Origin of the sequence: Nocardia jinanensis, from assembly GCF_014645735.1 — a bacterium.
Lineage (GTDB): Bacteria > Actinomycetota > Actinomycetes > Mycobacteriales > Mycobacteriaceae > Nocardia > Nocardia jinanensis.
This window is the reverse complement of sequence record NZ_BMMH01000003.1, coordinates 240,011-254,279: the sequence shown is the minus strand read 5'-3', so window position 1 is coordinate 254,279 and position 14,269 is coordinate 240,011. Positions and strand designations below refer to the sequence as shown.

The window sequence follows — 14,269 nt, the reverse complement described above, 5'->3', positions numbered from 1 at the left end:
TGCGGTCGAAATACTCGACTTCCTCGCCGTTCGCCGCCTCCGGCAGCCTTGCCGGAGGCGGCGAGGTCGTATCACCCGACGGCGGTTCCCTCGAGTTCGACCATCTGGCCGGGGATCGCCAGCCGCGTCACCCCGAGCATCGTGGTGGCCGGTGCCACCCCGGCGGCGCCCAACCGGGAGGCCAGCACGCTGTAGTGCTGGAAGAGTAGATCGACGTCGGTGGTGTAGACGTTGAGCCGGACGAGATTCGTGAGCGACATCGCGGCCTCTCCGAGAACGGCCGCCAAGTTGTCGAGGCTCAGCGCCAACTGCGCCGCCATATCGCCGGCATGCCGCGGCTTGCCGTCGGCGCTCATCGCGGTCTGCCCGGAGCAGTACAGGGTCCGGGCCTGCCCGGCGACGAGCTCACCCTGGTTGAATCCCAGCTCCACCGACCAGGTCACCGGGTTGACTGCCGTTCGTTGCGCTACCACATCAGCTCCATTCGATTCGTCGAAGTACGTACGCCCATCGGCCCGGTAGCCGTTGTGTGTGACGCCGTGGTGGAGAGCCTCCCAGCGAATCACGACATCCTGTGTCGTGTATTCGGTAGAGTTTTCGGATGCGCGCCGACCGATTGGTGTCGCTGGTGTTGTTGCTGCGCCAGCGCGGCCGGCTCACCGCGGCCGAGCTGGCCGCCGCGCTGGAGGTCTCCACCCGCACCGTGTTGCGCGATATCGAGGCGCTGTCCGCGGCCGGCGTCCCGGTTTTCGCCGAACGCGGCCGGCACGGTGGTTTCGCGCTGTTGGCCGGGTTCCGGACCGAGCTCACCGGGCTGAACCACGAGGAGGCGCTCGCCTTGTTGGTCGCCGGATCGCGGCGCGGGGCGCAGGCATTCGGTCTCGGCTCCGCGCTTGCTTCGGCGATGCTCAAGGTGGTCGACGCGTTACCCGAAAGCTATCGGGACACCGCTGCCGACGTCGCGCAGCGATTGCTCATCGACCCGGAGACCGATCTGCTGGCGCGCCGGCTGGTCGCCGAGGAAGTGCCCGGCACTATATCGGCCGAGATCCGGCGCGCGGTACTGGCCGGAAACAAGCTGCGTATCCACTACGCGGCTGTCGATCAGACCCCGAAGTGGCGCACAGTGGACCCGATCGGCCTGGTCATCGTCGGAGACCGGGGCTACCTGCTGGCCACGAGATCCGGTGTGGATCGCACCTACCGGCTGTCGCGGGTGCTGGCCGCGGCGGAACTCCCCGAACCGGCACAGCGACCGGACCAGGTCGATCTGGACCGGGCCTGGCAGAAACGCAGCACACAGTTCCGGACCGGCGGCGACCGAATCGACGTGCTGGCTCGGGTGAACCCGGCGCGGCGGGAGGAACTGGTGAGCACCGCACTGGCCGTCGGCACGGAGGAGTCCGACGAAAGCGGCTGGCTGCGGCTGGAAGTGACCTTCCAAGATTCACGACACGCCGAATGGGCGTTGTGGCAGCTCGCCACGGACGCGGAAGCCCTGGCCCCGCGGTCGTTGCGCACCTCCCTGCGCGACCGTGCCGCCGCGATCGCCACCCGCTACGGAGAGCCATCCTGAGAGGGTCCGCCGCTCGGCACAGTTCGCATCACTCCGAAACCGCCGGACGCCTGCGCACCGAACGACGGTTGACCGACGAGCAGCACTGCCCGGTGCCGCGGAGCACGCATATCGCGCCCGGCCGACATCTACCGGGCGGTCAGGGCCCGGAACCGGGTGACCAGCTCCTCGAGCGCTCGCCGATCCTCCAGATCGGCCGGACGGTAGCCGTTCTTCGCGGTGACCGTCACCCGGGTGCCCTGTTCGATTCCGAGTTCGGTCCAGCACCAGGGAAGTACCGGCAAGTTCACCGCGCGGTCGTTGGCGGCGACGGTGATCCGGGAGGTGCAACCGGGTAGACAGGTCGCCAGTTCCTCGGCGGCCTCGGCGGTCAACATACCGGGTGAGCGGAATTCCTCGACGTACACCAGGCCTCCTCGGGAAGTGCCGAGTTCAGTGTAAGACCGGACCCGGTGCTAACGGCCGCGCCGCCGATCTCTATACCGCAGAATGGACGGATCGCCCGTATTTCTTCGCTGTACGCCGTTGCCTGCCTTGTGATTCGATGTCCTCGGTCCGACGCGGCGGTATCGCGATCCGGGCGGTGCCGGGCCACAGGCCCGGTTCGGAACGGGGAGGCGGAAATGGCCAGGATTCGATGGTCACGGCTGGTCGTCGCGGCCGCCGCGGCGCTATTGACGGTATCGGCGCTGTCGGCGTGCTCGGAAGCGAATTCGACACAGCGGGCAACAGGCTCGGAGAACCCGTGGGAGATCACGGGAGCCACGACCAGTACCGGGCCCAGTGGTCCTCGGGCGGGAGTGCCCGACAGCGCCCGGCAGGCCGAGAACAGCGACGGCGGCGAGATGGACCGGCTCGCGCTCAACGCGGTCGCCGATATCGAGGAGTTCTGGACGGAGAACTATTCGGCGACCTTCCCCGGGAAGTTCCGGCCGGTCTCCGAACTCGTGTCCTGGGACGGGAACGCCGCCGAACGCGATTCGATCGAGTTCTGCGGAATGAGCACGCACGAACTGGTGAACGCCGCCTACTGCGGCGCCGACGAGACCATCGGCTGGGATCGCGGGGTGCTGCTGCCGGCACTGGTGGAGCAGTTCGGTGAGATGGCCGTGGTGATGGTGCTCGCCCACGAATACGGGCACGCGCTGCAGATACCGGCCGGAATAGCGACCGAGGAGTCGCCGGGGCTGGTCACCGAACAGCAGGCCGACTGCCTGGCCGGTGTGTTCCTCCGGCATGTGGCCGAAGGCGATTCCCCGCATTTCACGCTCAACACCACCGAAGGTCTCAACGGCGTGCTGGGCGCCACGGTCGCGGTGCGCGACCGTGATCCCGACGATCCGGAGAACGTGCACGGAAGTGCCTTCGAGCGGGTCACCGCGGTACAGATGGGGTACACGAGCGGCGCCGACGCCTGCGCCGGCATAGACGAGCAGGAGATCGAGGAGCGCCGAGCCGGTCTCCCGGTGACCTTCGAGGAACCCGGCGAGGAGTACCTGCAGCTGGAGATCACCGAGGATTCGCTACGGGATATGGCCGCCGCGCTGGCCGATATCCTGCCGGTCGCCGGTTCGCCCGACTACGACTACGACGGCGTGCCCGCCCGCTGCTCGGACGCCGCCTCCACCGCACCCGTCGCCTACTGCCCGGTCACCGACGTGATCGGCACCGATGTGGACGCCCTGGCCGAGCGGGCGGGGGAGACCGGCTCCGCGGACGAACCCCTGTCGGCGATCGTGGCCGGGGACTACAACGCGTTCGTGGTGTTCGTATCCCGCTACACGCTGGCGTACCAGAACGGCAAGCAGCTTTCCCTGACCGGGGCCGACAGTGCCGGGCTGCGTACCGCCTGCCTCTCGGGTGTGGTGACCACCGCGCTGAGCCGGGAGAACAGCGATCCGCGATTGTCGGCGGGTGATCTGGACGAGGCGGTGTCGGGTCTGCTGGCAGACGGCCTGGCGGCCAGTGATGTCAACGGCGACGTTGTCCCCGAGGGCTATCTGCGGTTGGACGCGTTCCGCCTCGGTGTGCTCGAAGGAGAGGGCGCCTGCCTCGCCGAGTACACGTGAGGCCGGCCCGCGGACCCGGTATCGGGCGCCGGGTCCGGGCCGTCGCGGTCAGATCGCGGCGACCCGCGCGTCCAGCCACTCGACCACGTCGGCGAGTACCTGGTCGCGCTCGGGTTCGTTGAAGATCTCGTGGTACAGCCCGTCATAACGGCGGACCGTGAGATCGGTGGTACCCGCGTGCTGTTCGATCCGGTCCGTACTCGCCGGCGCGGCGATGGCGTCGCCGGTCCCGTGCAGCGCCAGCGTCGGAACATGTAACCGCGGCAGCCGGTCGAGTACGGTTCCGGCGGCCGTGAGGATCTCGGTCGCGGTGCGGGCGGGCAGCTTCCCCCGGAACACCAGGGGGTCGTTGTCGTAGGCGGTGACCACCTCCGGGTCCCGGCTGATCTGCGACGAATCGAGTTTCAGCACACCCAGATTCGGTGCCAGCCGGGTGAGCACCGGCGCCAGCAGTCGCTGGGCCGGGTTACCCGCGTCGATGATCAGTGGTGGCGCCGAGACCACCACCCCGGCCACGTCCAGCGGCGCCCGGGTGGCCAGGTGCAGGGTGATCAGCGCACCCATCGAATGCCCGATCACGAACGCGGGCACTCCGGGATGCTCCGCGCGGGCCAGGGCGAGTAGGGCCGCCACATTATCGGCGGCATTGTCGATCGACCCGATATTGGCACGGGCCCCTGTGTCGGCGGATCCCCCGTGCCCCACATGGTCGAACGCGTACACCGCGAAACCGGCCGCGGCCAGGGTCCGCGCGACGTATCCGTAGCGCCCCGAATGCTCGGCCACCCCGTGGACGAGAACGACGAGCCCGCGCGCCGGCGTCGCGGGGACCCAGGAACGCCGGCTCAGCCGGTTCCCGGCGTGCTCGAATTCCCCGCGCTCCACTCGTATGTCCTGGTCGCTGGTCACTAGGTCCTCCTCGAAGCCGGTACATGTGGTCCGCGGCGGCCGCAGCGAAGGCGGAGGTATCGCATCGCCGCGGTTCCTGGGCTGCTCGGTGCGTTCAAAGGGCCCGTTCCGGCTCGGCGAGCGCGGTGACCAGGCGCCGGTTGAAGTCGATCAGTCGAGCGTAGTTCACCCGGGACAAGCGCTCGTCGTTTCCGTGTATCCGTTCCAGATCCGCCGCTGTGAGCCGGATAGGGGCGAAATTGCAGCGGGTCCCGGCCAGATCGTCGTAGTGGCGGGAGTCGGTGGCGCCCGGGACGAGACCGGTGGTCACCGCTGCTCCGGGCACCACCTGCCGGGTGAGTCGCGCGATCAGATCGAACTGTGGCCCGGGACCGGTCACCGGTGAGGGTTCCGACGACATTCCCACCAGCTCGATCTCGACTCGTTCGTCACGCACCGTCCGGCGGCAGTGGGCCAGGACCGAATCGACCGTATCGCCGGGCAGGATCCGGAAGTTGATCAGCGCCTCGGCCTGCTGCGGCAACACGTTCGCCTTCACCCCGCCGCGAATCACCGTCGGTGCCGTGGTGGTGCGCACCATCGCCTCGGTCTGCGGTGTCCCGGCCATTATCCGGATGATCACCGGGCCGGCCAGACGGGCGAACCCGAGCAGCCGGCGTTTGGTCGCGGGCAGATGCGGACGGAGGCGGGCGAGCATATCGGTGACCACCGGGGTCACCCGCAACGGCAGCGGATGATCCTGGATCCGCCCCACGGCGCGGGCGAGCCGCCCGACCGCGGTCTGCCGTCCCGGCATCGACGAATGCCCGCCGGTCTCCGAGACCGACAGCCGGACCGTCGCGTATCCCTTCTCGCCGAGCATGATCGTGGCCACCGGAACCGGCACATCGTCCACGATGCCCTCGGTGACGACCCCACCCTCGTCCAGCAGCAGGTCGGCGCGCACGCCCAGTTCCCGTAAATGGGCAGCCATCCGGACGGCGCCGTCGTTCCCGAACACCTCTTCGTCATGGCCGAACGCCAGATGGACGGTATGCCGCGGGCGGAGGCCCTCCACCAACGCGGACTCGACGGCTTCCAGGATGGCCAGCACTCGGCTCTTGTCGTCGATCGCGCCCCGACCCCAGATGAACTCCTCGTCCACGACACCCGCGAACGGGGGATGGGTCCACGGGGCCGGATCGTCGGCCGGCACCACATCCTGATGTGCGAGCAGAATCGCGGCCGTTCGCGACGGATCCGTACCCCGCCAGGTGTAGAGCCGGCTGTGCCCGAACCGTTCGAGTTCCAGTTCGGCGTGTACCCGGGGGAACGAGCGTTCGAGGTGCGCGGCGAGCCGCTCGAATTCGGCGTCGGCTGCGCCGCGGGCAGCGAGGCCCGCCGCGGGGTCCTCCCGGGACACGGTCACGCAGCGCAGGGCCGCGGCCAAGCGTTCCGCTGTGGCGTCGTCGACCGGGCCGCCGGCCGTCGGGTGGGCCTCGAGGTGGGTGGACATCCCTGCATTCTCCTCGTTCGCACAACCCCGGTCCCGCACCGTGGCCGCGAGGTCCGTATATCGGGACTCGGCAGCCCTGAGCCGGGGGTGGAGTCCGTCCCGTGGCCGGACCGCCGTGGGCCGGGCATTATTCTGGGAGTCATGGCAGCAGGCAAGCCCGACAAAGAGGCCAAGGCCGCGGCGAAAGCGGCGCGCAAAGCACAGTCGAAGGAGCGTCGTCAGCAGATCTGGCAGGCGTTCCAGATGCAGCGCAAAGAGGACAAACTGCTGCTGCCGCTGATGATCGGCGCGGTGGTCGTCACCACACTGCTGCTGTTCGGGATCGGTTTCATCTTCGGGGTGCAGTGGTTCCTGCTGCCCCTGGGCCTGCTGCTCGGTCTGCTGTTCGCCTTCATCATCTTCGGCCGCCGGGTGCAGAAGTCCGTCTACGGCAAAGCCGAAGGTCAGGCGGGTGCGGCCGCCTGGGTGCTGGACAACCTGCAGGGCAAATGGCGGGTCAGCAACGGGATCGCCGCCACCACCCAGCTCGACGCGGTGCACCGCGTCATCGGGCTGCCCGGGGTGATCTTCGTGGCCGAGGGGTCCCCGCAACGGTTGCGTTCGCTGCTGGCCCAGGAGAAGAAGCGCACCGCCCGTATCGTCGGCGACACCCCGATCTACGACGTGGTGATCGGCAACGAGGAGGGTCAGGTCCCGCTGAAGGAACTCCAGCGTTACCTCACCAAACTCCCGCGCAATATCGACACCAAGCGGATGGATCTGATCGAAGGTCGGCTCAGTGCGCTGAGTTCGCGCGGTGGCCCGGCCATGCCCAAGGGTCCGATGCCGGGCAATGCCAAGATGCGGGGTATGCAGCGCACCATCCGCCGCCGCTGACCCGCGGGATCGGGTCGCTCAGTGCCGTAGCAGCCAGAGCACCCGGTCATAGGCGAGTACGTGGTAGACCAGCAGAACCGCCGCGGACAGCAGTGCGAGGCGCGGTAGTCCGGCGAACCACAGTGCGGCCGCACCCCCGAACAGCACGGCGAACTCGATCAGTAGTCGTATCGCCCCGGGTACCGCCACCGGAGCTTCTCCCGACCGGCTCGGATCGTCCGGTACCGCGAAAACGCCCCACAGGGTCGCCGCGATCACCGGGAGCAGCACCACCAGCAGCCACCGTCCCGGACCGTCGGTCATCCGCGAGCCCAGCACCCCCGCCGAAGCGAACGCGACGAGTTCGAGCAGGAAGCGGAAGCCGAGCAGTACCGGATTCAGTGACACCGCGCGAGCGTAACGGGCCGCCTCGCGCGCCGGGGGTCAGCGAGACCGTGCCACCGCGGTCCCGGTGGCACGGTCGTGCATCCCGCGCCCGTCCCCGTCGGTGAACAGCGCGGGGATCACGAACACCAGCAGCACTTGGCGCCCGAGTGCCCGCAGGAATCCGACCGGCGCCTCGGCGTCCACCCGGATCACCCGGATACGCAGGAAATACTGCCCGGGGGTGAATCCGAACAGTGTCACCGCCACCACACCGATCACGAACCAGAGGAGCAGGTTCACCGACGACGACGGGATGCCCTGGGCGATCAGCGCCGAGATCCCGACCGCGATGAGCCAGTCGACCAGCATCGCGACCACGCGGCGGAACATCCCCGGCAGCGATCCGGCGCCCTCCCGCGGCAGCCCCAGCCCGGCTCCGGCGTAATCGTCGGCGGCACCCGAAACGGGGGCGACAGGAGGACCGGAGAGCCAAGAGCCGGTGATACGTGCCATGCCCCCAGGATAGGCGTAACCTCCGCGTCCGCTCCGGCCATGCGCGTTTTGCGTAACCTCCGCGTCCGCTCCGGCCGTGCGCGTTTTGCGTAACCTCCGCGTCCGCTCCGGCCGTGCGCGGTTTTGGGTAATCTCGTCGTTCGCGAGCCGCGAGAGGAACCCGCTGTTCGTGGCGTGGCCCATGACACCCCGCCGACACGACGTGTAACACTGGCGAAACACACTCTTGACTGGCGGGAAACACCCTGTCCATAGCGTCGGGTCGCGACACCCTGCACTCGATACTGGCTGGGAATCTATCCGTAAGGAGAACTAAGTGACGTTCAGCACGGCCGACGAGGTCATCAAGTACATCGCGGATCAGGAAGTCGAATACGTCGACATCCGATTCAGCGATCTGCCCGGTGTGCAGCAGCACTTCTCCATCCCGGCGAAGGCCTTCACCGCCGACCTCGCCGAGGAGGGCCTCGCCTTCGACGGTTCCTCGGTGCGGGGTTTCCAGTCCATCGACGAGTCCGACATGCTGCTGCTGCCCGATTACAGCACCGCGCAGCTGGACCCGTTCCGTGCGGCGAAGACGCTCAATATGAACTTCTTCGTGCACGACCCGTTCACCCGTGAGTCCTACTCCCGCGACCCGCGCAATATCGCCCGTAAGGCCGAGGAGTACCTGCGGTCCACCGGTATCGCCGATACCGCGTTCTTCGGTGCCGAGGCCGAGTTCTACATCTTCGACTCGGTCCGCTACGACTCCGGCATGAACGGTGCCTTCTACGAGGTCGAGTCCATCTCCGGTTCCTGGAACACCGGCGCGAAGACCAACCCCGACGGCAGTCCGAACCGCGGCTACAAGGTCCGTAACAAGGGCGGGTACTTCCCGGTCGCCCCCTACGACCACTACGTCGACCTGCGCGACAAGATCTCGACCAACCTGCAGAACGCCGGGTTCGAACTCGAGCGCGGCCACCACGAGGTCGGCACCGCCGGTCAGGCCGAGATCAACTACAAGTTCAACACCCTGCTGGGCGCGGCCGACGATCTGCAGCTGTTCAAGTACATCGTCAAGAACACCGCGTGGGCCGAGGGCAAGACCGTCACCTTCATGCCGAAGCCGCTCTTCGGCGACAACGGCTCGGGTATGCACGCCCACCAGTCGCTGTGGAAGGACGGCAAGCCGCTGTTCCACGACGAGGCCGGCTACGGCGGCCTGTCGGATCTGGCCCGGCACTACATCGGCGGCATCCTGCACCACGCCCCCTCGCTGCTGGCGTTCACCAACCCGACCGTGAACTCCTACCACCGCCTGGTCCCGGGCTTCGAGGCCCCGATCAACCTGGTGTACTCGCAGCGCAACCGCTCCGCCGCGGTCCGCATCCCGGTCACCGGCAACAACCCGAAGGCCAAGCGCATCGAGTTCCGCGCACCGGACTCCTCGGGCAACCCGTACCTGGCCTTCGCCGCCATGCTGATGGCCGGCCTGGACGGCATCAAGAAGAAGATCGAGCCGCTGGCCCCGGTCGACAAGGACCTCTACGAGCTCCCGCCGGAGGAGGCCAAGAACATCCCGCAGGCCCCCACCAGCCTGTCCTCGGTCATCGACAGGCTCGAGGCCGATCACGAGTACCTCACCGAAGGCAATGTCTTCACCGAGGACCTGATCGACACCTGGATCAGCATCAAGCGCGAGCAGGAGATCGCCCCGGTCAACCTGCGGCCGCACCCGTACGAGTTCGAGCTCTACTTCGACGTGTAAGCCGCTATAGCGGCCTGACCTGCGGAGGAGCATTCACGAACCGTCTTCGTCCGCAGTAGCGTCCGAGGAGTCCATCCGTTCCGCAATTACTTCACCGATTGCGGTCCGGGTGGACTCGTCCGCGTTCAGCCCACGTCCTATGACGACGCTTGACGCCATCGGAGCCCTCGGGGATGGCGTTGCAGCACAGCAAATCCGGGAAGCTCAACCTGTTGCATTGCCGTTCTGAGGTCCCATATGCTTCCGATCCGCTGCCATTGCGCCCCCGCACGCGACACGTGACGCGCGGGACGACCCGCCCTGGCGCCGCGACGAACGCATCGATTCCGACGAGCTCGTGAAGCACTACCGCTCCGGATGGGGTGTGGTCATCGACGCCGACGCGCTCACCGTGGAACTCGACCCCGATTTCGACCCGGAACCGGTACAGCGGTTCGACGAGGCCGCCGCACTGTGGAGCCGCGAGGCCGCCGCGCTCGACATCGTGTCCGCCGCCCCGCTGACCGGCGGCGCCAAGGACGCGGCGATCGACGCGCTCACCGAATGGACCGCCAGTTGGAACACCGAGGGTGGCTCCCACACCTACGTCGAAACCCGCGACCAGCGCCGCGAACAGCTGCACCGGTCCCTGAACACTCTGCTGTCGGACTCCGATCGGGCACGAGTCGAATTCACCGTCGACTACCTCGCCGGTGATGTGGGCGGGACCGACCTGCTCGATAGCTTGACTGTCCATAAAATGATCGTTTCTTGAACACTTCGATCGAAACGGGTCCCGGCGGACGAAAGGCCAGGTCGACCGAGAACGGTGAATGTTCAAAAAACGTGTCGTAAAGTCCAGATGTTCAACAACATCGGATCACCCTTTTATGTACAATTCGGGGGTGACGGATACCGATGCGCTCGAACCGCTTTCCCTCGACGGCGATGCCCTGGACCCGATCGGCGGGGGAGAAGCATTGATCGGGTACGCCCGCGTCTCGACCCGCGACCAGAACCTGGATCGGCAGACCCGCGCGCTGAAGGTGGCCGGCTGCAAGAAGACCTTCGCCGACAAGAAGTCCGGCAAGGACGCCGAACGCGAACAGCTGTCCGCGTGCCTGGACTACATGCGCGCCGGCGACACCCTTGTGGTCGCCTCCCTCGATCGTCTCGGCCGGTCCCTGCAGGACCTGATTTCGATCGTGGCCGATCTGCGCCGCCGCGGGATCGGGTTCCGGTCGCTACACGAAGCCCTCGACACCACCACACCAGGTGGGCGGCTCGTGTTCCATGTGTTCGCCGCGCTGGCCGAGTTCATCCGGGAGCTGATCGTCGACGGCACGCACGAAGGACTGGCCGCGGCCCGAGCCCGTGGGCAACGCCTCGGCAGGCCACCGGCTATGAGTGAGGAGCAGGTCCGGCAGGCCCGTGCGCTGTTGACCCGGCCGGATGAGTCGGTGTCCTCGATCGCGCGGCTGCTGGGGGTATCGCGGACCACGCTGTACAAATACGTTCCGGAGCTAACTGTGAAGAGCTGACCGACTCGATCTGTACGGGCCTATCGGACGGTGCTGGGGTAGTGGGCGGAGCCAGCCGGTCGTGGCATCGGCTGTCATTGCACAGGAATGCTCGACTCCGGAGTTTGGGCCGCCAGGTCAGGGAAGTAGTTTGCCCGAACTGGCTTGAGGTCAAGCTCGTCCCGGACGGCGCGAATGAAGCACTCAAACGCTTCGCGGGTTGGAATCCGCATCCGGTACCAGTCCTCAATCTGTGCATGACGGTCCTGGGCGTCATAGAAGAGTTCGGTTTGCGCGCGGTCCAGGGCGACTGCAGCTGCTACGACGGTCGGCGAACCATGGAGCCAGACCGCAGTGTAGGCGTTGTCCCATCTGTCGTAACCGGCACGGAAGTCGCGAATCATGTCCGCGAAGCCGGGATCGTCAGGGCTTGCCAATGCGATCGTCCTCATAGCCTCGCAAGTCGTCCGGAACTCCTCCGCAAACCGCTGATAGCTGGCCGCCTGCTGGTCTCGTCGCCACCGAGCCGCCTCAGTCCGGTTGTCCCAAAACCTGCCCACGACAACGCCGAGAAGTGCGGCTGCAGCTGCAATCAGCGCCGTAGTCACATCGCCCCCTACAAATCACCGCATGTACGCCGCGGTGATATCAGTCTATCGGGCAGCCATGCTCAGATCGGGAATGTCGCCCTGACCGGAGCCTGCCAGCAGCTCTACAAGGTGCGGGTGAGCTCCGCCGTACCAGAAGCTCGTGACCAACTGATCTTCCATACGCCCGGCACCACCCGACCACAGAGAGCCCTGCTGTCCATTTGGGGTCTACCCTAGATAGACAGCTCAATTGATTGGTGTGGTTGATTCCACTGTTGCGAGGTATGCCTCAGCAGTTTCAGCTTCCGGCGCTGTGAGGTGGCGATAGATTCGGATGGCTTCTTTTAGTTCGGTGACTGCTGATGTTGTGTCTCCGAACTCTATCCGGCTTCGGGCTGTTCCGTCCAAGGCGCGAGCTTGCTCGGGGTAGCTCTTGATTGCGCGCGCTAGGTCGAGCGCCTCGGTGAAGATGTCCAGCGCGTTCTGGACATGACCGGTCTTCAGGGAAAGCATGCCAACTCGATTGAGGACCTCGGCTTCGCCCAGCCGGTTTCCGATGTCGCGGAACAGGGCCAGTGCCTGTTGGTGGAGGTCGGCGGCTTCGGCGTGACGGCCTGTCCACGCATGGACTTCAGCGAGGTTGGTCAGTGTGCGGGCTTCACCGAGCCGATTGTCGAGGTCTCGGAAGTAGTCCAGCGCTTGCTGATGCAGCGTGGTGGCGGCCTCGTAGTCTTGCGTCGCGCCGCGTACGAGGCCGAGGTTGGTGAGTGTGGTTGCCTCGCCGAGCCGGTTTCCGATGTCGCGGTAGAGAGTCAGTGCCTGTTGGTGGAGGTCGGCGGCTTCGGCGTGACGGCCTGTTCTCATTCGGACGTAGGCGAGGTTGGTCAGGGCGCGGGCTTCACCGAGTCGGTTCCCGATCGCATGGTTGCACGTTATGGACTGCTGGTGGAGGTCGGCGGCTTGGGCATAGTCACCGGTCCACATGTGGATGAGGCCGATGTTTGTCAGGGTGCCGGCTTCGCCTAGAGCGTCCCCGAGTTCGCGGTAGACGGCCAGCGCGGGCCGATAGAGTTCGAGCGCCTCGGCGTAGCGCTCGGTCCTCTCACAGACAATGCCGCGGTTGGTCAGGGTGTTGGCCTCGCCGAGCCGATTTCCGATCTGACGGTACAGGGCCTGTGCTTGGAGTTGCAGTTCGGTGGCTTGCCCGTAGTTGCCGGTCAGCTCGGATATTCTGCCGCAGTTGGCGAGCGCGTTCGCCTCACCGAGCCGATCGCCCAGGTCCCGAGCTGCAGCCATGGCACCTTGGTGACGCAGAATTGCGTGTGGCCAAGGCCCGTCGCGTTCCAGCAGTCCGGCCAGACTTTCTGTCAGGTCGGCCACGCGTTGCCGCTGACCACTGGTGGTTACATGGTCGAGACAGGCGAACAGGTTCGCACGTTCGGTGCGCATCCATGCCAGTGCCTGCACCTCGTTGCTGAATTCTCGGCTCGTTCTGAGGGGAGATGTAGTGCTGCTGTGACCTTGGGTAGGTCGGGTGCGGCGGGTGATCAACCGAGCCGCTGCCGCGGCGGTGCCCTGATAGTGATCCAGCAGCCGGTCCAGTGCCCGTGCGTTGGCCTCGGGCGGGTCATTGTTCACTTCTGCTTGAGCGAATGAACGGACCAGGTCGTGCAGGCGATACCGGCCTGGTCGGGTTTCCTCGATCAGGTGATCGGTGTAGAAAGCCTCCAGTTGCCGCCGGGCCACCCGGGCAGAGACATTTGCTAGGGCTGCGACGGCGTCGGCCTCGATCTCGGAGCCTGGATGCAAGCCGAGGCAGCGAAACATGCGCTGCTGTTCTATCGGTAGATCTTGTAGCGACATTTCGAAGGCGACCCGGACTGCGCGTGGGCCGGCTTCGAGTTCGTCGAGGCGGTCTTGTGCTGCGGCGAAGTCTTCGGCCAAGTCGACGATTCTCCAGGCAGGGTGGTGAGCGAGCCGCCCGGCCAGCAGCACGATAGCCAGTGGCAGATACCCGCACAACCGTACGATTTCGGCCACCGCGGCCTGCTCGGCATCGTTGGAGGCGGCGCGACGGGAAAGGGCGACGAACAACTCGGTGGCGGGGTCGGCGGTGAGCACATCCAGGGCCAGTCCGACCGCGCCGTCGAGAGCGGTCAGACGGCGGCGGCTGGTAATCAGGGTCAAGCAGTCACCCGTGCCCGGAAGTAACGGCTCAACCTGCGTGTGGTCGCGAGCATCGTCAAGCACCAACAGCACCTGCTTACCCGCCACCCGGTCACGCCAAAGATCGCGGCGTCCCTCCAGCGTGGGCGGCAGTGAGCTTGGATCGAGTCCGAGATCGGTCAGTAGCCTGGCCAAGACCTCACTGGGCTCGGCCGGGTTTCGGCCTGGCGTATGGCCGTGCAGCTCGACAAAGTACTGCCCATCCGGAAACCGGGCTGCCAGCTGATGCGCGGCGCGCGTCACCAAGGCGGTCTTACCGATGCCCGCCATTCCGTCGATGGTGTGAATGGAGACCACACCTCCAGGAAGCGCCGAGGACGCGATGAGGGCGAACTCCTGCTCACGTCCGGTCAGCGTGCCGACGTCTCGCGGCAAACTTCCGGACACAGCCGGCCGA

General features: G+C 66.5%; 14 protein-coding genes. 6 read left to right on the top strand and 8 right to left on the bottom strand.

Annotation, left to right across the window (positions count from 1 at the left end):
- Positions 1–71: 71 nt before the first annotated feature.
- Positions 72–473 carry a RidA family protein gene (locus IEY68_RS09985; RefSeq protein ID WP_062998578.1) on the bottom strand — a complete coding sequence of 134 codons (402 nt, stop codon included), beginning with the start codon at positions 471–473 and terminating at the stop codon, positions 72–74.
- 128 nt (positions 474–601) lie between these two features.
- Between IEY68_RS09985 and IEY68_RS09980 the strand changes: the two genes are divergently transcribed.
- Complete coding sequence (locus IEY68_RS09980; protein ID WP_062998531.1) at positions 602–1,576, top strand: helix-turn-helix transcriptional regulator; 975 nt, start codon at positions 602–604, stop codon at positions 1,574–1,576.
- Positions 1,577–1,704: 128 nt separating this feature from the next.
- On the opposite strand, the gene IEY68_RS09975 is transcribed toward IEY68_RS09980, so the two are convergent.
- Positions 1,705–1,983, bottom strand: a complete 279-nt coding sequence (locus tag IEY68_RS09975; protein WP_062998529.1) for a hypothetical protein — start codon at positions 1,981–1,983, stop codon at positions 1,705–1,707.
- A gap of 216 nt (positions 1,984–2,199) precedes the next feature.
- Here IEY68_RS09975 and IEY68_RS09970 point away from each other — a divergent pair, with 216 nt between their 5' ends.
- Positions 2,200–3,645, top strand: a complete 1,446-nt coding sequence (locus IEY68_RS09970; RefSeq protein WP_062998527.1) for a neutral zinc metallopeptidase — start codon at positions 2,200–2,202, stop codon at positions 3,643–3,645.
- A 48-nt stretch (positions 3,646–3,693) separates the two neighbouring features.
- Here the strand turns inward: IEY68_RS09970 and IEY68_RS09965 are convergent, their stop codons facing one another.
- Entirely contained in the window at positions 3,694–4,554 is an 861-nt protein-coding gene (locus tag IEY68_RS09965) for an alpha/beta hydrolase (protein WP_062998521.1), read from the bottom strand.
- A gap of 94 nt (positions 4,555–4,648) precedes the next feature.
- On the bottom strand, positions 4,649–6,049 hold the full coding sequence (locus IEY68_RS09960; RefSeq protein WP_062998519.1) for a M20 family peptidase: 1,401 nt from the start codon (positions 6,047–6,049) through the stop codon (positions 4,649–4,651).
- Positions 6,050–6,190: 141 nt separating this feature from the next.
- On the opposite strand from IEY68_RS09960, the gene IEY68_RS09955 reads away from it, so the two are divergent.
- Positions 6,191–6,925: a DUF4191 domain-containing protein gene (locus IEY68_RS09955; RefSeq protein ID WP_062998517.1), complete on the top strand. Its 735-nt coding sequence runs from the start codon at positions 6,191–6,193 to the stop codon at positions 6,923–6,925.
- 18 nt (positions 6,926–6,943) lie between these two features.
- On the opposite strand, the gene IEY68_RS09950 is transcribed toward IEY68_RS09955, so the two are convergent.
- Positions 6,944–7,312, bottom strand: coding sequence for a YrdB family protein (locus tag IEY68_RS09950; protein WP_062998515.1), 369 nt, complete (start codon positions 7,310–7,312; stop codon positions 6,944–6,946).
- Positions 7,313–7,348: 36 nt separating this feature from the next.
- Positions 7,349–7,804, bottom strand: a complete 456-nt coding sequence (locus IEY68_RS09945; protein ID WP_062998513.1) for an RDD family protein — start codon at positions 7,802–7,804, stop codon at positions 7,349–7,351.
- Positions 7,805–8,120: 316 nt separating this feature from the next.
- Here IEY68_RS09945 and glnA point away from each other — a divergent pair, with 316 nt between their 5' ends.
- From glnA to IEY68_RS09930, 3 genes are all read left to right on the top strand, one after another.
- Positions 8,121–9,557 (top strand): type I glutamate--ammonia ligase, encoded by a 1,437-nt coding sequence (gene glnA, locus IEY68_RS09940; protein ID WP_062998511.1) that lies wholly within the window; start codon positions 8,121–8,123, stop codon positions 9,555–9,557.
- 337 nt (positions 9,558–9,894) lie between these two features.
- Positions 9,895–10,311, top strand: coding sequence for a hypothetical protein (locus IEY68_RS09935; RefSeq protein WP_062998509.1), 417 nt, complete (start codon positions 9,895–9,897; stop codon positions 10,309–10,311).
- 130 nt (positions 10,312–10,441) lie between these two features.
- Positions 10,442–11,077, top strand: coding sequence for a recombinase family protein (locus IEY68_RS09930; RefSeq protein WP_444543817.1), 636 nt, complete (start codon positions 10,442–10,444; stop codon positions 11,075–11,077).
- A gap of 74 nt (positions 11,078–11,151) precedes the next feature.
- Here IEY68_RS09930 and IEY68_RS09925 read toward each other — a convergent pair whose 3' ends face one another.
- On the bottom strand, positions 11,152–11,664 hold the full coding sequence (locus tag IEY68_RS09925; RefSeq protein ID WP_189094195.1) for a hypothetical protein: 513 nt from the start codon (positions 11,662–11,664) through the stop codon (positions 11,152–11,154).
- A 228-nt stretch (positions 11,665–11,892) separates the two neighbouring features.
- Entirely contained in the window at positions 11,893–14,259 is a 2,367-nt protein-coding gene (locus IEY68_RS09920; protein WP_062998503.1) for an ATP-binding protein, read from the bottom strand.
- Positions 14,260–14,269 lie beyond the last annotated feature (10 nt).